The organism is Lysinibacillus sp. FJAT-14745 (genome assembly GCF_001275675.1).
Classification (GTDB): domain Bacteria; phylum Bacillota; class Bacilli; order Bacillales_A; family Planococcaceae; genus Lysinibacillus.
In genome coordinates this window covers 1-17,358 of record NZ_LITM01000010.1, presented here as the reverse complement: position 1 = coordinate 17,358, position 17,358 = coordinate 1, and the positions used below count along the sequence as shown (strand labels likewise).

Sequence of the window (17,358 nt, the reverse complement as noted above, 5' to 3'; positions counted from 1 at the left end):
TATTAATGTGAGGAAATCTAACATTAAAACGGGAGAATGTTCAAACGCAAGAATCTGGGTATATAGTGTATACTATGACTAATTATCAAAGCGGAAGAAGGGGTTTCTTGTGAGATCAAATTATGCAGATGATAGCTTAGCGCTACACACGGACTTGTACCAAATCAATATGGCAGAATCATATTGGGCTGATGGTATACATAATAGAAAAGCGGTTTTCGAATTATATTTTAGAAAACTACCTTTTGGCAATGGTTATGCAATTTTTGCGGGATTAGAGAGAATTCTTGAGTATTTACGTGATTTCCGTTTCACTGATTCAGACATCGCGTATTTACGTGAAGAGGTTGGTTATAAAGAGGATTTTATCGAGTATTTAAAAAATATTCGTTTTACAGGGGATATGTACTCTATGGTGGAAGGAGAAACGGTTTTCGCTAATGAACCAATTATCCGCATTGAAGCGCCGTTAGTGGAAGCGCAGCTAATTGAAACCGCATTACTTAATATTGTGAATTACCAAACCTTAATTGCAACAAAAGCTAGTCGTATTAAACAAATTATAAAAAATGAAGTGGCGATGGAGTTTGGTACACGACGCGCTCAGGAGATGGACGCAGCAATTTGGGGAACGCGTGCGGCGTTTATTGGTGGTTTTGCTTCAACTAGTAATGTGCGAGCAGGTAAACTCTTTAATATACCAGTATCAGGTACACATGCACATGCTCTTGTACAGGCCTATAAAAATGATTATGATGCTTTTCACTCCTATGCAAAACGTCATCGTGATTGCGTATTTCTTGTAGACACTTACAATACGTTAAAATCGGGTGTGCCAACAGCGATACAAGTGGCTAAAGAGCTTGGTGACAACATTAATTTTATTGGAATTCGTCTAGACAGTGGGGATATAGCCTTCTTGTCAAAAGAAGCACGTCGTATGTTAGATGAGGCAGGCTTCCAGAACGCTAAAATTATCGTATCAAATGACTTAGATGAATACACGATCTTAAACTTAAAGGCTCAAGGTGCAAAAGTTGATGTGTGGGGAATTGGTACAAAGCTCATTACTGCGTATGATCAACCAGCTTTAGGTGCTGTTTATAAAATGGTCGCTATTGAAAATAACGATGGACAATTAGAAGATACGATTAAAATTTCAGCGAATGCTGAAAAGGTAACGACGCCAGGTCTTAAAAATGTATATCGCATTATTGATAGAAAGAATGGCAAGGCGGAGGGGGATTACATTACGATGCAAGATGAAAATCCCAAATCAGAGGAAAAAATTAAAATGTTCCACCCTGTCCATACATTCGTATCAAAATTTGTAACGAACTTTGAAGCTAAGAATTTACACCATCATGTGATTAAAAATGGTGAAATACATTATCAAAATCCTACTTTGGAAGAAATGCGCGATTATGCAGCTAGTAATTTAGAGTTGTTATGGGATGAATATAAACGTGCCATGAATCCTGAGGAATACCCAGTCGATTTAAGCCAAAAATGCTGGGATAATAAAATGCGTAATATTGAAGAAGTAAGTGAAATGGTCAATCGATTATAAAGCGTAAGGAGTGAAGGACAAAATGACACTACAGCAAGAAATCATTAAGGAATTACGTGTATTACCTACTATTGATGCGCAGGAAGAGATTCGCAAATCCATTGATTTTTTAAAGGAATATGCACGTCGCTATAGCTTTGTAGAGGGATTTGTTCTCGGGATATCAGGTGGACAAGACTCGACGTTAACTGGAAAATTAACGCAACTTGCGGTTGACGAGTTAAATGCTGAGGCGGGAGAAGCGAAATACTCGTTTTGGGCAGTTCGTTTACCATATGGTGTGCAAGCAGATGAAAAGGACTGTCAGGAAGCGATCGGCTATATAAAACCTACGAAAACTTATACGGTCAACATTAAAGATGCAGTCGATGCAAGTGTTAGAGCCTTAACGAATGCGGGTATTGAACTAAGTGATTTTGCTAAAGGGAATGAAAAGGCACGTGAGCGAATGAAGGTGCAGTATTCTATTGCTGCTATGAATACTGCTGTTGTGCTAGGAACTGATCATGCTGCAGAGGCAATTACAGGTTTTTACACAAAATTTGGGGATGGTGGTGCGGATTTAATGCCAATCTTCCGTCTCAACAAGCGTCAGGGTAAACAGTTGCTAGCTGCGCTTGATTGCCCGGAGCACTTATATTTAAAGATACCTACTGCAGATTTAGAGGAAGATCGTCCTTCATTACCAGATGAAGTAGCCCTTGGTTTAACGTATGACCAAATTGATGATTATTTAGAGGGCAAGGAAATCCCTGAAGATGCTCGTAAAACATTAGAAGGGTATTATTTACGTTCACAGCATAAACGTCATATGCCAATTACAATATTTGATGATTTTTGGAAGTGATGTTTAGCTATCATCATAACGTGGGGTTGATTTCCGTTCCGGCTGGGCACCGATGTTGGTCACGAAGGCGTTATCACAGGATGTGATGGTTTTAGCCTTCGTTCCTCTATTGCTGATCCCCGAGGAGTCGCCCAGCCTCCACTCCAATCAACTTATATACAATGGAATTATCATCTCCAACTTATGGTTGCGAGTAAACAAATATTTAGGGAAAGAGTTACAAGAAATAGTGTTTATCACTTTTTCTTATAACTCTTTTCTATTTTTTTAAGCAATTTGGTTCTGTATTATTAAGTTCAAACATATAATGTCGATATATATACCTATAAAGAAGATGAAAAGTAAAGGAGGGTAATTATTTATGAGGACTTCTAGAGTAAGTGCGACGACTAGTAGTATATTTCGTAACGAACAACAGTATCTACATGCGGGGGATTTAAGCCATAATTTCGGACAAAATCCGAAGCAACAGTTTAAAAATAGTCTGCAAAAGAATAAAGATAAAAAGCATATTAGTAAAACTAGACAAATTCAACAGCAACGTCCAAATAAAATAGCGGCTAGCTATGTGGACGGTGATTACGATTTACAAATACGCAATGAATTAAATGAAACTGCCGTTAAGCTAAGTCTTGTCAGCAAGCAAAAGAAGCTTCTCAATAGTTACCGTTCTTCTATATAATATCGTAAATCAAGCTCTCTACATTATTCTGGATGTAGAGAGTTTTTTATTGGACTTTAAATGAGGGTAGTTTCCGTTTCAAGCTATTCGTTTTCTTGTGGACCAAGAAATCATGAACGGGAATCAACCCCTCGTTGTGCCGAAGAGCTATTAATAGGCCCTTAATTTCGTTGATCCTGAATGTAAGTTATAGAAAATGGAAATTATATATTTTTTATTCAAAATATTTGAATTCAAGATGTTCAATGAATATTCAAGGTAATTTTTCCAATACTTCACAGCGATTTTTAACTTATTTCACAATTTGCCTGTAAAGTAGTTATTAGTAAAAGAAAAAAGAAATATTGGGGGAAGCAATTGTGAAAAAAATATGGTTACCTTCACTTGCAGCATTACTTTTACTCGCGGCGTGTGGTACAGAAAAAGATCAAGTTAAGAAAGAAGAGTCTAAGCAAGAGGTTACAACAAGTGAAGCAGAAGCAAAGGATAAAACTACACAAGTCGCTTCTTTAGTGGATCCACGTTTACAAGAACCAAAAGAAGGTACAATGTGTGAAATGTGTAATATGAAAGTGTATTTGAAGGATGAAGATATGGGTGAATTCTCTACTCAAGCAATAAAAGAGGATGGAACAATTGCCTTTTATGATGACATCGGCTGTTTAGTAAATGCCGAGGTTGCAAATAATGAAAAGAACGAAAAATTTGTACGTGATTTTAATACAAAAGATTGGGTAAAGGTTGATGATGCAACTATCGTCAAAACAGACCTAAAATCTCCGATGAATTGGGGATATGTTTATTTTAAAGATAAAGCTGATGCAGACAAATATATCGCCGACAATCCAACTGCACATGTAGAGGAATTACAAAAAATTAAAGACGATGCATTAGAGCGTCGTAAAAAGAAAATGGAAGAAAAAGCTGAAAAAGAAGCCAAAGGTGAATCTGATTCTATGCATATGGAAGAAAAGAAACCTGAGGGACATGGTCATTAATAGAATGGACTAGGGGAAATTCCTCTAGTCTTTTCGCGCTTAACTGGGAGGTAAGGATTGGTGAAAAAAATAGGGTTTGCCTTATTATTTTTTCTATTTATGAGTCAGACAGTGCACGCCGATTTTGATGTACAGGAGGCCATTAATGCAGCAAATCCAGGGGAGGTCGTTCATATTCCTGCTGGTCGTTACCAAGGTAATTTTATTGTGACAAAACCGATAACGCTACAAGGTGAAGAGGGAACGGAACTTATCAGTAAAAGAGACAACCCCGCACTCCGAATTGAAAACACGGCTAATGTCACTGTGGAAAATATAACGTTATCAGGGAAAAATCAAGCGATTGTTGCTAGTACTGTAGATGGACTGGAGCTACGGAAGTTAAAAATTAAAGATGTTCATACAGGTGTCCATATACAACACGCTAAAAATGTACGCATACAAGATATCAATGTGACCGGTATCGAAGGTCATTATTCCAAAAAAGGTAATGGGGTGGCTGTTTTTAAGAGTGAGGACATCACCGTCGAAGGCAATACTATTGAGCAAGTGCAGGACGGAATTTATATAGAAGAGGTCAAACATATTGTTGTTCAACATAATAAGGTAACGAGTAGTCGTTACGGTACGCATTTTATGTATACGAGTGATGCTGAAGTACTTTTTAATACATATGATCAGAATGTGACTGGCCTTATGGTTATGATGACAACAGAAATATTCTTTGAGAATAATAGAGTGACTAATAATGTTGATTTTAATGGCTACGGTATGCTGCTGTATGATGTGCAGCAAGCCAAAATTAAACATAACACAATCAAAAATAACCGAACTGGTATTGCCATGCAGAAAAGTGCAAATATCCGAATTGAAACAAATGATTTTCAAATGAACCAAACAGCCATTGAAGGTACAAAGGTAAGTGACGACACGGTGGCTAGTAGTAATAACTTTACAGGTAATATTCTAACGGCTCGCTCCGATAAGCAAGGCTTTCAACTAGTAAATAATTATTATGATGATTATTCAGGGATTGACTTAAAAGACAATGGTATCGGTGATGTCCCATATGTGGCTGTGTCGAGCTTTGGTCAATGGATGGTACGCCAACCTGTTTATCAATATTTCGTGGCATCTCCAAGCGTCATTTTACTAACATCGCTAGATCAGCAAATCAATAAAATCGAAAAGAACATGCTTGTTGATAATACGCCAAAATTGGCAATAACGCATGTAAAAGAGAAGAACCGGATGAATGTAGTGCAAATGCTAGTAGGCTTATTCTTGACATTAAGTAGTTTATGGCTATGGAAAAGAGGAATAACAGAATGAAAAAATGGATGATGATTGTAATGCTATGTTGTGGTGCTTTGATGGGCTGTAGTGAAAAAAACTATGAGCCTCGTGAAATCGTTAGTGAAACCGATGTTTGTAAAATTTGCAATATGAGTATAGTTCACAATGCATATGCTGGTGAGATTGCGTTGAAGAATGGTGATTATGAAATTTTTGATGACATTGGCTGTCTAATGGAACATATTAAAGCAAATGGAGAAGATGAGATTGGCGCAGCCTATATTAAAGATGCAGCAAAAAATGAATGGATTGACGTTTTTAACGCTGTTTATGTATACAACAAGGATTATTGGACTCCGATGAATTATGGGGTGGTTGCATTCGATTCGAAGGAAGCTGCACAGGAGTGGATGACTAAAGAGGGAGAAGGTCAGCTGCTTGCCTATAAGGATTTACACGATTTTAAATGGGGGATCCATAAGTGATGTATAGCATGCTTATTAAACTAGAATTAAAGCAAATGCTTAGAAGTCGTTGGATGCAACTTGTAGGCATACTTTTCACATTCGTTTTTACAGCTATCATTGTCATTCAGCAAATGGCATTACCTGATGTAGAGGGTTTTACAAGACAGACAGCCTCGTTTTTAAATGTATTGTTGTTTTTATTGCCTCTATTTATATTAACGATAGGTAGTATGAGTGTTGCTGGTGATGTGGAATCAGGCTGGTTTTCATTATTAAAGACATATCCGATGACACGTACGCAATATATTGCAGGGAAGTATATTGCCACAGTGCTTGCCTTTTTATTGGTCGTTGTCGTGGCGTTTGGCGTCATATTAGCGCTTGGTGGATTTCTTGGTGGCGTGCGTTTACCATTTATCTTCATTGTTCTAACTTTGTTATGTATCTTCATCTTTGCGTCATTGGCCATTGCAGTGGGAGCCTTTGCAAAAACAAGATTATTTGCATTGTCGTTATCACTTGTTTTGTGGTCCGTTTTTTTATTGCTAATCTCTTACGCTTTAATGGCTATTGGCACTGTCGTGGCGGGGCATATTCTTCAAAAATTGACGATTGTAGCGATACATATTAATCCTGTGGAGTGGCTGCGTTTTGGTTACTTTATTTTTACAGATCAGGCTAGTGTACTTGGACCAGCATTTTTTAAAGTAACGCAGTTTTATTCGTCACCACTAGGTTACGTAGTATACTTAGCTGTGACACTGCTTTGGATAGTATGTCCGTTAGCTTACACTAGCTCACTATTAAAGAAAGGGGATAGAAGATGATGCTATTAGAAACAAAGCAGTTATCGAATATCTATGATAATAATAGAGGTCTTCATGAAGCCTCCTTTTCTTTACAGGCTGGGCGTATTTTAGCGCTTGTAGGAGGAAATGGTGCTGGAAAGAGTACTTTAATTCGCCTGCTAACTGGGCAAGAAAAGCAAAAATCAGGAGAAATAATATGGCATAAGCCACAAGCTATTCGATACATGCCTGACGATGTGGACTTTCCTTCTATGTTAACAGCTGCAGAAATTTTGCAGCTACTTGCCTCTTTAAAGCAAATTGGCAAAAAGGAACAGGAAGATGTACTGAGACGCGTTGCTTTATGGGATGTTCGAAAGCAAAAAGTGAAGCATTTCTCTAAGGGGATGCGTCAACGGTTGAATCTCGCTCAAAGTTTACTTGGTGAAGGCTCTTTGCTTATTTTAGATGAGCCTACGAATGGTCTTGATCCTTTTTGGATTGCAGAGCTAAAAAAAATGATGCTAGAGGAAAAAACAAGGGGCTGTACTGTAATTTTTTCTACGCATTTGCTTGCTTTTGCGGAGGAAGTAGCAGACGATGTGTTAGTTTTACATGAAGGAAACATACTTATTTCCGGAGAATTAGAGGAAATACTTTTACAAGAAAATTCATCTTCGTTAGAGAATTTATGGTTAAAAAAATTAAATCTGTAACATTTTGATAGGTAATGACGTTATACTAAAAGATAGGTTTGTTTGAATTGTATTCAGGCAAGCCTTCTTTTTCATGCTGAAGTATTACTACTTTTCTCGCTAAGTGCTCGAACTATAGGGATAAAGCAATGGAGGAACGTTTCATATAATTGTGTTACTAAACATATTTCGTTATTCTTAAAGAAGTTATCATGCAATTCAAACAATTGCTGTGAATGAAATAGGAGGTTTTTTTGATTTATGAATTCACAAATACAAGATGTATTAGAAAATATAGAAAAAGTAATGATAGGCAAAAGAGAGGTTGCAGAACTCAGCATAGTAGCTTTGCTGGCAAGGGGACATGTCTTACTTGAGGACGTACCAGGTGTCGGTAAAACAATGATGGTGCGAGCGCTGGCAAAATCCTTTGATGCACAGTTTAAAAGGATTCAATTTACACCTGATTTATTACCGTCAGATGTTGTAGGGGTATCTATCTATAATCCAAAAACGTTGGAATTCGAGTTTCGACCGGGTCCAATCATGGGAGATGTCATTTTAGCTGATGAAATTAACCGTACGTCTCCAAAAACACAATCTGCTTTACTTGAGGGGATGGAGGAAGCATCTGTCACGATTGATGGTAAAACCTTAACAATCAATCAACCATTTTTCGTTATGGCTACTCAAAATCCGATTGAGCATGAGGGAACATATCCGTTACCGGAAGCACAGCTGGATCGTTTCTTACTAAAAATAAAAATGGGTTATCCTTCAAGAGGGCAAGAAGTGGAAATTCTTCGTCGCGCTGAACATGGTAAACCAATTGAAAAAATTGAAGCGGTGCTAACAGTTGCGCAATTAAATGAATTGCAAGAGCTTGTACAGGGTGTGCATGTTGAAGATTCGGTCAAAAACTATATGGTCGAACTAGCGACTCAAACAAGGGAAAATAGCTATGTACATTTAGGCGTAAGTCCTCGTGCAACGATTGCTTTAATGAAAGCATCACAAGCTTATGCATTTATAAAAGGACGTAATTATATTACTCCTGATGATGTTCAATATTTAGTTCCATTTGTTTTTAGCCATCGTTTAGTATTAAAACCAGATGCCCGTTATGATAACGTAACGGCGCAGGAAATTATTGAGCGTATTATTGCGAAAACACCTGTGCCGACAAAGAGGTTTGCAGAGCAATGAAGAAATTGCGAGCTTTAATTGAGAAAAGTAAACATTTCTTATTAGTATTTTTGTTAATCATCATAACGTTTTGTTATGCCATGTTCCAAGGCGGGTTTGTCAGCTGGTTTGTATTTTTTTCGGTTAGTCCGTTTTTGTTATACGCATTTATTTTCTTACTGGTGAAAGAAGAAATTTTACTAGTGGAACGCAAAATTGAGCCCTCCCATGTGGAGAGTGGACAATCTGCTAAGGTTTCCATTACGGTAGCACGAAAAACACGCTTTCCGTTTGCTTATATGATGATGGAGGAACTTGTAAACAGCGAAGCTCTTGTTCAATCGAGGGTGCAAGGAACGAATGTTATTAAGTTCGTTGGCTTCAGGAAAAAATTTAGCTGGGATTACGTATTGGAAAATATGTCTCGTGGCGAACATCGTTACTTAGGTGTTAATATAGTTTTCTGTGATTTTTTTGGCTGGGCAAAAAAGCAAGTTGCGGCAAAAAAGGAACAAGTCATTTTAGTTTACCCGAGAGTACGGGAGATGAGGTATGCCGCACTTCAAACAAAATTTGATGTTGGTACAATGATGTCACCTTATTCGATTGTTAAGGATACATCAATGGCTGTTGGTTTACGTGAGTATGTTCCAGGTGACCGTTTTTCGTGGATTCACTGGAAATCATTTGCGAAAACACAAACGTTGCAATCTAAGGAATTTGAAGATCGTCAATCACAGGAGTTAATGTTGGCACTCCATGCCGGAAAGTCTCCGTTATTTGAAGAAAAAATTGAGCTTGTAGCATCGATGCTTCAAACAATTGTCGGAGAACGTGGAGATATTTCATTTGTTTCAGCTGGTTCTAAAACGAAGGTGTTTCCGATTATCCAAGGTAATAAGCAGCTAGATCAAGTAATGTATCATTTAGCTGCTATAAAACCTGCTGAAACTGTTAAATTCCAATTACGAGATCAGCAAGTGTTTAAGCATATTGCAACACTACTATATGTTACGAGTGAAGTATCAGATGAATTACTTCATTCTCTAGCCAATATGGTGAAAAGCTGTATTTGTTTTGTAGTAGCGGAGCAACCACCTATGCAAACAGAGCTGGCGAAGCGTTATAAGCAAATTCAAGTTGTGCATGTAAATCCAGCAGATTATTACCATCTATTCACGGAGGTGATGAAGCCGTGAAAAAATCACTAGGAGATTTTATAGAATTAACAATATCATACGTAATAATTTTTCTAATTTTACGTGAGTGGCTTATTCCTGTAATGCAGCTAACAAATACAGGCTTGTTTCATTTATTTTTAGTGTTTATCGGTCTATCATTGGTACTCAGCTTATTTCAAGTACATCCATTGTTGTCGGGGTTAGTGAAATTTGGTTATATTACTTGGTTTATAGTATTTGTTAATAGTGAAAGTCCCTTTTTCTCAGGGCAGACATTACCATTTTTAATGCATGAATGGAAATGGAATATGACGACCATTCTTTCGGGCGATTTTGGACAAGTATCGGATTCATTTAGAACGGTGCTCTTCCTTGCGCTTATTTGGATGTTAATATACCTAATTCATCACTGGATTACTGTGCGGAAAAATATATTCTATTTCTTCGCGTTAACTGTATTCTTTATTGCTACACTAGATACGTTTAGTGACTATGATGGCAAGGTAGCAATTGTTAAAGTTATCGTGCTTGGATTAATCATGACTGGCTTGCTATTTGTTAAGCGCTTATGGCTTCAAACAGATGCACCGAGCAATGCAATAGGAAAGTGGAAACTGGTTATTCCGATGATTGTTTCGGTAATGCTTGTAAGTTCAGTGGCATTCTTTTTACCTAAGACAGGGCCGACTTGGGCTGATCCAGTGCCTTTTCTTAAAGGGGTTGCAGGGCAAGGAAATGTTGGAACAGGTACAAAAACAGTTGGTTACAGCGAGGATGATAGCCGATTAGGAGGACCGTTTCAAGGTGATAATACACTAATTTTTACAGCAACTTCCCGTGATCGCCATTATTGGCGTATAGATACAAAGGATACGTATACTTCGAAGGGCTGGATACTTTCGAAGGGGAACTTTGGCAAAAATGTCTACCAAACCAATACCCCTATCCAAACTTCGTTACAAGTTGGATCTCCTGAAAAAGAACGTCAAATTCAAATAGACATTGCTACTCCAATGCCATTTTTATTACAAACGTATGGCATGATATCTGTTTCTGCCCAAGATTCACCGCTGTTTATTCAGGATGAACACACTGAAAAAATAGCAATAGAACAACAGAATGGCGAGTCGAAATTATTATCTAACTATACGATCTCTTATAGTGAGCCAGAATATAGCATGAAGCAGCTTCAAATGTCTAAAACATCCACGTTAGCAACATTAGATTCGTCTTTTGATCGTTTTTTACAATTACCAAACACACTTCCACAACGTGTAGTGAATTTAGCGAAAGAAATCACACATGATAAAGCTTCGGTTTATGATCAAATAAAAGCAGTTGAAAGATATTTTTCATCTCATGGCTTTAGATACGATAAAAAAGAAGTAGCAATCCCGGCTGAGGGTCAAGATTATGTTGATCAGTTTTTATTTGATACTAAAGTTGGTTATTGTGATAATTTCTCAACATCAATGGTTGTCCTCCTACGTTCAGCAGGGATACCTGCTCGTTGGGTGAAAGGCTTTGCGCCTGGTAAGCCTGGTCGAATGTCAGATGGTTTACAAGAGTATCGAATTACAAATGATAATGCACACTCGTGGGTCGAAGCATATGTACCTGGAACAGGCTGGATGGAGTTTGAACCGACAATTGGTTTTACAGGAAATATGAATATCAATTATGATATTGAGCAGGACACTACACAGCAGGAGCAAGTACTGCAGCCAGAAAAAAAACAAGAGCAACCAAAGAAGGAAGAACAAGCGCCGAAGAAAGAAACTTCTAGCTCGACGTCTTCTAGCTTTGATTCTATATGGACATGGGTGAAAAAGCTTACTTATGTATGGATTGCGCTAGTCATTTTGATGATCATCGGTAGCATTGCTTTGTTTATGCAACGTAAAACGTGGATACCTAAAATGCAAGTACGAGCATTTCGTAAAAAAGAAGCGGACTGGACAAATTTTGATGCTTCATATCATGTTTTAACGAAGCAATTATCTCGTATTGGATTACGCCGGAAAGATGGTGAAACTTTACGAGCGTTTGCTACAAGAGTAGATGCATCGCTAGAGACAGAGGAGATGCAAAAACTGACCGCTGTATATGAACAACATATTTATGGTAAGGACAAACAAGAGGTTGATTTTATGAAACTGAAAGAAAGTTGGGAAAATTTAATCAATCGCACTATCAGTTGATTTTGATGGGTACAAAGAGTAAAATGAAAAAAATTATATATGATGAGGATTGCTTTCATATAAGTTCGATAATAAGGTTCGGATGTTTCTACGAGATCACCGTAAATGATTTCTCTATGAAGGTGGATGTTTTGGTTAGGTGAGAAGGGTAGTAAATCACTTTTCTTTACTACGCATTCGCCTTTATAAATCAAGAGCTTATGAACGCGTAGGAAGTTTTTACTTTCATACGCGTTTTTCTTTGAACATATGAAAAGTCCTTTAAAAATAGTAGAAGAGGTGGAAATATTGTCAGCTAGCCCTTTATTAGAGCAAGAAAAAATCGTCGTTCTTGATTTCGGTAGCCAATTTAACCAATTGATTACGCGTCGTATCCGTGAATTTGGTGTTTTCAGTGAGTTACATCCTCATACGATTACAGCAGAAGAAATTAAAAATATGAACGCAGCAGGTATTATCTTTTCAGGTGGTCCAAACTCTGTTTATGACGAAAAAGCCTTCCATGTAGACCCAGCTATTTTCGAATTAGGCTTACCAATCTTAGGTATTTGCTATGGTATGCAATTAATGGCACACACGCAAGGCGGTAAAGTTGAAGGTGCTGAAACACGTGAATACGGTAAAGCAGAAATTAACGTAACAGCTTCAAGCAAGTTATTCGGTAACTTACCAACTGAACAAATCGTTTGGATGAGCCACGGTGACCATGTAACAGAAGTACCTGCTGGTTTTGAAGTAATCGCAACAAGTGCTGCTTGCCCTATCTCTGCAATGGCAAATGTAGAACGTCAACTATATGCAGTACAATTCCACCCAGAAGTACGTCACTCTGTATATGGTAACGACTTATTACGTCAGTTCGTATTCGACATTTGTGGAGCAAAAGGCGATTGGTCAATGGCAAACTTCATTGAACTTGAAATCGCAAAAATCCGCGAAACAGTAGGCGACAAAAAAGTATTATGTGCGCTTTCTGGCGGTGTAGACTCATCAGTTGTTGCAGTTCTAATTCATAAAGCAATTGGCGACCAATTAACTTGTATGTTCGTTGACCACAACTTAAACCGTAAAGGTGAAGTTGAGCAAGTTATGAAAACATTCACTGAAGACTTCGACATGAATCTTATTAAAATTGATGCACGTCAACGTTTCATGGATAAACTTGCGGGCGTTTCTGATCCAGAGCAAAAACGTAAAATTATCGGTAACGAATTTATTTACGTGTTCGATGAAGAAGCAGCTAAACTTGAAGGAATGGACTTCTTAGCACAAGGTACGCTTTACACAGATATCATTGAATCTGGAACATCAACTGCACAAACTATTAAATCACACCATAACGTTGGTGGTCTTCCAGAAGACATGCAATTCAAATTAATCGAGCCACTTAACACATTATTTAAAGACGAAGTGCGCGCACTAGGATTAGAGCTTGGCCTAGACGAAAAAATCGTTTGGCGTCAACCATTCCCAGGTCCTGGTCTAGGAATCCGTGTACTTGGTGAAGTAACAGAAGAAAAACTAGAAATCGTACGCGAATCTGATTTCATCCTACGTGAAGAAATCGCAAAAGCTGGTCTTGATCGCGACATCTGGCAATACTTTACGGTATTACCTGACATCCGTTCAGTTGGCGTAATGGGCGATGCACGTACGTATGACTATGCAATCGGTATCCGTGCGGTAACATCTATCGACGGTATGACTTCTGACTGGGCACGCATTCCTTGGGATGTATTAGAGAAAGTCTCTGTACGCCTAGTAAACGAAGTAAAACACGTGAACCGCGTACTGTACGATATTACATCTAAGCCACCTGCAACTATTGAGTGGGAATAGACCTTGTGAATTGTTGAGGTCTAACACATGCTTAAATATTGTTATCTCAATACTTAACGTGTGTTCTTAGTTAGTGAAATAAATTACTAACGTGCAACTATTTATTACGAAAATTAAACTCTCTTTTATTCGTGTTTTTGCGAATGAAAGGGGGTTTTTTTGTATCTAAAATTATAGAACTAATAGATGATTTTCGTTTGAATCAGTAAATTCAAGAGAGAATATAAGAATTCATCGATTTATGTACCTATCGAATCAATTATGCCTCGGCATAATTGCGTCCGGAATCGGCTTTGTGCTTAGGCCTGCAGATGTTTTTTTGCGCGAAAGCGTAGTGAAACGGAGCGACAGCAGCATGATGTTGGGTGTTGTTGTTGCTGTCGCTGCGCTTTCGCACAGATAAATTGCCACAGGACGTGGCGTTCTTAGACTGAGTTCGTCTATTTCAGCGGATGTTTGAATACCTGATGAAAAGGGACTTTAAACCGCATTCATCTCATCATCTATAAAGGTGGGAGACTTCTGTAGCTGAAAGAAGTTAAAGTGGTGGTATGGTTTAGAAAGTAGAGGACTGAAATTCTTTTTTTAAAGGTAATACTTGCGAAGCGTTAGATATAGTAAACTAATGAATATAAATAAGACTCTATGTCGTTGTTTAGTTTAGGGGGATGGAAATGGAAAAAAATATAGCGATGATTCATACGCTTGCTATTGGTATGCCGAAAGAATTGCATTATAGTAATGGGCGCTCAATGATTACAGGAATTGAAAAACGAAAAGTACAAGAAGTTTATTTGTCTGCTCATGGATTTGAGGGGGATGATGTAGCAGATAAAAAACATCATGGTGGTCCTGACCGTGCCGTTTGTTTATATCCTGCGGAGCATTACATACAGTGGGAACAGGAACTTGGTAAACCGTTGCCGACAGCAGCATTCGGTGAAAACTTAACAGTAACGAATATGTTGGAAGCGAATATTTGTATTGGTGATATTTATAAAATAGGTGATGCTGTCATCCAAGTTACCCAAGGACGTGTACCTTGTAGTACGATTGATAAATATACTGAGGCGAACATATTACTCAAACGTTTAATTGAAACAGGTTATACAGGCTTCCTTGCACGTGTACTGGAAGAAGGGACAATCTGTGCAGATTCAAAAATTGAATTAGTGGAAAAACACCCTGCACGTGTTTCGGTTTTGCATTGCAACGAAGTGTATTTTAAAAACCAAGACGCACTTGCGATGAAACATATACAGGCGGTTGATGCATTAGCGGAAGATTGGAAACAAAAATTAGAAAAAAGAATTCAACTCTTACAAAGTAAAGTGATGAATTAAACATATGTCGATCAAGGGAGTTCTCCTGTAATCGCTGTAATTAATTATGCCTCGGCATAATTGTAACTGTCGCTTTGCTTTCGTTACAGAAAACATTTGTAACTGCCCCTTCACTTACGTTACATAAAACACTGCTGAAAGAAGTTAAAATCCTCTAGAATTCGAATGGATTCTAGGGGATTTTTTATTTTAAAACGTTCAGTCTTGGCCTATTTATGCAACGATTTCTTAAAATGTGAACATTAAATAAGAATTTTACACGAACTTTCGTGTAACATTTATAAAAAATGTTCGGAAATAGGGTTGAAATCTGAAAAGTGAAATGATATATTACGATTGTAAATTAAATAAGTCGTCGTATAATGTCGGGGATAAGGCCCGTGAGTTTCTACCAAGTTACCGTAAATAACTTGACTACGATTTTAGTTATATATATATCAATGTATAGACACTAATTAATTTCACACAAAAACGGTGATGAAATGTATCGTAGACATGCGACTAGTAGAGTAGTCAGCGTGTCTTTTTTGTTTTCGATATTGAAGACGACCATACGGAGGATTTCTTTAAAATGAAAAAGTATTTCATGTTCGATGAATTAGGAACTAATTATCGCCGCGAAGTTCTTGGTGGTTTTACAACGTTCTTAGCAATGGCTTACATTTTAGTGGTAAACCCAGTAACATTGACATTAGCGAATGTAAAGGATTTACCAGACGCTTTACGTATGGATTATGGAGCAGTGTTTGTTGCAACTGCTGTGTCAGCAGCAATTGGTTGTTTTATTATGGGGTTCTTGGCAAAGTATCCGCTCGCTTTAGCACCAGGTTTGGGGCTTAATGCATTTTTTGCTTATACAGTAGTATTAGTAAACGGTAGTCCATGGCAGCATGCACTAGCAGCAGTATTTATTTCAGGTCTATTTTTCTTATTATTAACATTAACGGGCTTACGTGAAAAATTAATTAATGCTATCCCTATGGAACTAAAATTAGCAGTAGGTGCTGGTATCGGTTTATTCATTGCTTTTATCGGGATGCAAAATGCACATATTATAGTTAAAAACGATGCAACTTTAGTTGGTATCGGTAATTTACACGAACCACAAGTATTGCTAGCAATTTTCGGTATTATAGTGACAGTTATTTTAATGGTCCGTGGTATTAAAGGCGGCGTATTCTACGGTATGGTGATAACATCAATTGTTGGTATGTTTACAGGGCTAGTTGATTTGCCTGAAAAAGTTGTATCAACACCACCTAGCATTTCACCAACATTTGGAGCGCTATTCAGTTCTTTCTCTGACCCAAGCTTTTATACATTATCAATGCTGTCGGTAATTTTAACTTTCTTATTTGTTGACTTCTTTGATAATGCAGGGACATTAATTGCGGTAGCTAACCAAGCAGGATTGGTTAAAGATAATCGTTTACCACGCGCGGGTAAAGCTTTAATTTCTGATTCAATTGCAACGATTATTGGTTCAATTATGGGTACATCTACTATTACATCTTATGTAGAATCTTCTTCGGGTGTAGCAGCTGGTGCACGTTCAGGTTTCGCTTCAATCGTAACTGGATGTTTATTTTTACTATCACTATTCTTTTTACCGTTGTTAGGTGTTGTTACTCCAGCTGTTACTGCTCCAGCATTAATAATAGTAGGAGTTTTAATGGTTTCTTCTTTAGGTCAAATTGCTTGGAATCGTTTTGAAATCGCAGTACCATCATTCTTAACGATGATCATGATGCCATTAACATATTCAATTGCAACTGGTATTGCAGTAGGTTTCATTTTCTATCCATTAACAATGATTATTAAAGGAAAAGCAAAAGAAGTAAATCCGATTATGTATGTCTTCGCGGTAATCTTCTTATTGTATCTAGCAACTTTATAAAATAGAAGCTGTACACAAATTCGATTCGACGATATTTGTGAGCAGCTTTTTTGTTGGGAAGAATAATTTTTTTACAGAAACATTTATATAGGAAAGGATTCATTTTTCTATGAATTTTATTTCACGGAATTATTTTTCTTTTTAAATATGGTTGTATAACTAGAAGATTAGTGATATATTTAAACACGTTGTTACGAAACATAAACAACAACTTAAAAATACTAACATAAAGAGTTGACATAGAGTTAACGTTTGTGTTAAAGTATAGAAAGTCACTTAAATGTGACGAACCAATGAACCTTGAAAACTGAACAAGCAAAACGTAATCAATAAAGTTTTTAGTAGCTAACCTTGAGTTGGTGAACGAAA

General features: G+C 37.4%; 14 protein-coding genes and 2 riboswitches. All 14 genes read left to right on the top strand.

Features of this window, described 5'->3' with window-relative positions:
- Window positions 1-109: 109 nt before the first annotated feature.
- The 14 genes from AMS59_RS18075 to AMS59_RS18010 all read left to right on the top strand — a co-directional run bounded on the left by AMS59_RS18075 (window position 110) and on the right by AMS59_RS18010 (window position 16,989).
- Window positions 110-1,570 carry a nicotinate phosphoribosyltransferase gene (locus AMS59_RS18075; RefSeq protein ID WP_082337571.1) on the top strand — a complete coding sequence of 487 codons (1,461 nt, stop codon included), beginning with the start codon at window positions 110-112 and terminating at the stop codon, window positions 1,568-1,570.
- A gap of 22 nt (window positions 1,571-1,592) precedes the next feature.
- A complete protein-coding gene (gene nadE, locus AMS59_RS18070; RefSeq protein ID WP_053485136.1) occupies window positions 1,593-2,417 on the top strand; it encodes an ammonia-dependent NAD(+) synthetase in 825 nt (274 codons plus the stop codon).
- Between the two features lie 361 nt (window positions 2,418-2,778).
- Window positions 2,779-3,099, top strand: a complete 321-nt coding sequence (locus AMS59_RS18065; protein ID WP_053485135.1) for a hypothetical protein — start codon at window positions 2,779-2,781, stop codon at window positions 3,097-3,099.
- Between the two features lie 359 nt (window positions 3,100-3,458).
- Complete coding sequence (locus AMS59_RS18060; protein WP_053485134.1) at window positions 3,459-4,097, top strand: nitrous oxide reductase accessory protein NosL; 639 nt, start codon at window positions 3,459-3,461, stop codon at window positions 4,095-4,097.
- A gap of 60 nt (window positions 4,098-4,157) precedes the next feature.
- Complete coding sequence (locus AMS59_RS18055; RefSeq protein WP_234007840.1) at window positions 4,158-5,429, top strand: right-handed parallel beta-helix repeat-containing protein; 1,272 nt, start codon at window positions 4,158-4,160, stop codon at window positions 5,427-5,429.
- On the top strand, window positions 5,426-5,878 hold the full coding sequence (locus AMS59_RS18050) for a nitrous oxide reductase accessory protein NosL (RefSeq protein ID WP_053485132.1): 453 nt from the start codon (window positions 5,426-5,428) through the stop codon (window positions 5,876-5,878). Before AMS59_RS18055 ends, AMS59_RS18050 begins: the two co-directional genes overlap by 4 nt.
- Window positions 5,878-6,687, top strand: coding sequence for an ABC transporter permease (locus AMS59_RS18045; protein WP_234007845.1), 810 nt, complete (start codon window positions 5,878-5,880; stop codon window positions 6,685-6,687). The genes AMS59_RS18050 and AMS59_RS18045 overlap by 1 nt, the downstream gene beginning before the upstream one ends.
- Window positions 6,684-7,364: an ABC transporter ATP-binding protein gene (locus tag AMS59_RS18040; RefSeq protein ID WP_053485131.1), complete on the top strand. Its 681-nt coding sequence runs from the start codon at window positions 6,684-6,686 to the stop codon at window positions 7,362-7,364. Before AMS59_RS18045 ends, AMS59_RS18040 begins: the two co-directional genes overlap by 4 nt.
- A 240-nt stretch (window positions 7,365-7,604) precedes the next feature.
- On the top strand, window positions 7,605-8,549 hold the full coding sequence (locus tag AMS59_RS18035; RefSeq protein WP_053485130.1) for a MoxR family ATPase: 945 nt from the start codon (window positions 7,605-7,607) through the stop codon (window positions 8,547-8,549).
- Window positions 8,546-9,727 (top strand): DUF58 domain-containing protein, encoded by a 1,182-nt coding sequence (locus AMS59_RS18030; protein ID WP_053485129.1) that lies wholly within the window; start codon window positions 8,546-8,548, stop codon window positions 9,725-9,727. The genes AMS59_RS18035 and AMS59_RS18030 overlap by 4 nt, the downstream gene beginning before the upstream one ends.
- On the top strand, window positions 9,724-11,910 hold the full coding sequence (locus AMS59_RS18025) for a transglutaminaseTgpA domain-containing protein (RefSeq protein WP_053485128.1): 2,187 nt from the start codon (window positions 9,724-9,726) through the stop codon (window positions 11,908-11,910). Before AMS59_RS18030 ends, AMS59_RS18025 begins: the two co-directional genes overlap by 4 nt.
- A 35-nt stretch (window positions 11,911-11,945) precedes the next feature.
- A riboswitch (purine riboswitch) is annotated at window positions 11,946-12,047 on the top strand.
- Between the two features lie 151 nt (window positions 12,048-12,198).
- Window positions 12,199-13,749, top strand: a complete 1,551-nt coding sequence (guaA, locus tag AMS59_RS18020) for a glutamine-hydrolyzing GMP synthase (RefSeq protein ID WP_053485127.1) — start codon at window positions 12,199-12,201, stop codon at window positions 13,747-13,749.
- Between the two features lie 674 nt (window positions 13,750-14,423).
- Window positions 14,424-15,092 (top strand): MOSC domain-containing protein, encoded by a 669-nt coding sequence (locus AMS59_RS18015; protein ID WP_053485126.1) that lies wholly within the window; start codon window positions 14,424-14,426, stop codon window positions 15,090-15,092.
- A gap of 335 nt (window positions 15,093-15,427) precedes the next feature.
- Window positions 15,428-15,529: riboswitch (purine riboswitch) on the top strand.
- Window positions 15,530-15,663: 134 nt separating this feature from the next.
- Complete coding sequence (locus tag AMS59_RS18010; RefSeq protein WP_053485125.1) at window positions 15,664-16,989, top strand: NCS2 family permease; 1,326 nt, start codon at window positions 15,664-15,666, stop codon at window positions 16,987-16,989.
- The last annotated feature ends 369 nt before the right edge of the window (window positions 16,990-17,358 follow it).

What these genes read in the sequence shown, in the direction of transcription:
- nadE (WP_053485136.1), top strand. Translation starts at nt 1,593, where the DNA reads ATGACACTACAGCAAGAAATCATTAAGGAATTACGTGTATTACCTACT.
- AMS59_RS18065 (WP_053485135.1), top strand. Translation starts at nt 2,779, where the DNA reads ATGAGGACTTCTAGAGTAAGTGCGACGACTAGTAGTATATTTCGTAAC.
- AMS59_RS18050 (WP_053485132.1), top strand. Translation starts at nt 5,426, where the DNA reads ATGAAAAAATGGATGATGATTGTAATGCTATGTTGTGGTGCTTTGATG.
- AMS59_RS18045 (WP_234007845.1), top strand. Translation starts at nt 5,878, where the DNA reads ATGTATAGCATGCTTATTAAACTAGAATTAAAGCAAATGCTTAGAAGT.
- AMS59_RS18040 (WP_053485131.1), top strand. Translation starts at nt 6,684, where the DNA reads ATGATGCTATTAGAAACAAAGCAGTTATCGAATATCTATGATAATAAT.
- AMS59_RS18035 (WP_053485130.1), top strand. Translation starts at nt 7,605, where the DNA reads ATGAATTCACAAATACAAGATGTATTAGAAAATATAGAAAAAGTAATG.
- AMS59_RS18030 (WP_053485129.1), top strand. Translation starts at nt 8,546, where the DNA reads ATGAAGAAATTGCGAGCTTTAATTGAGAAAAGTAAACATTTCTTATTA.
- AMS59_RS18015 (WP_053485126.1), top strand. Translation starts at nt 14,424, where the DNA reads ATGGAAAAAAATATAGCGATGATTCATACGCTTGCTATTGGTATGCCG.
- AMS59_RS18010 (WP_053485125.1), top strand. Translation starts at nt 15,664, where the DNA reads ATGAAAAAGTATTTCATGTTCGATGAATTAGGAACTAATTATCGCCGC.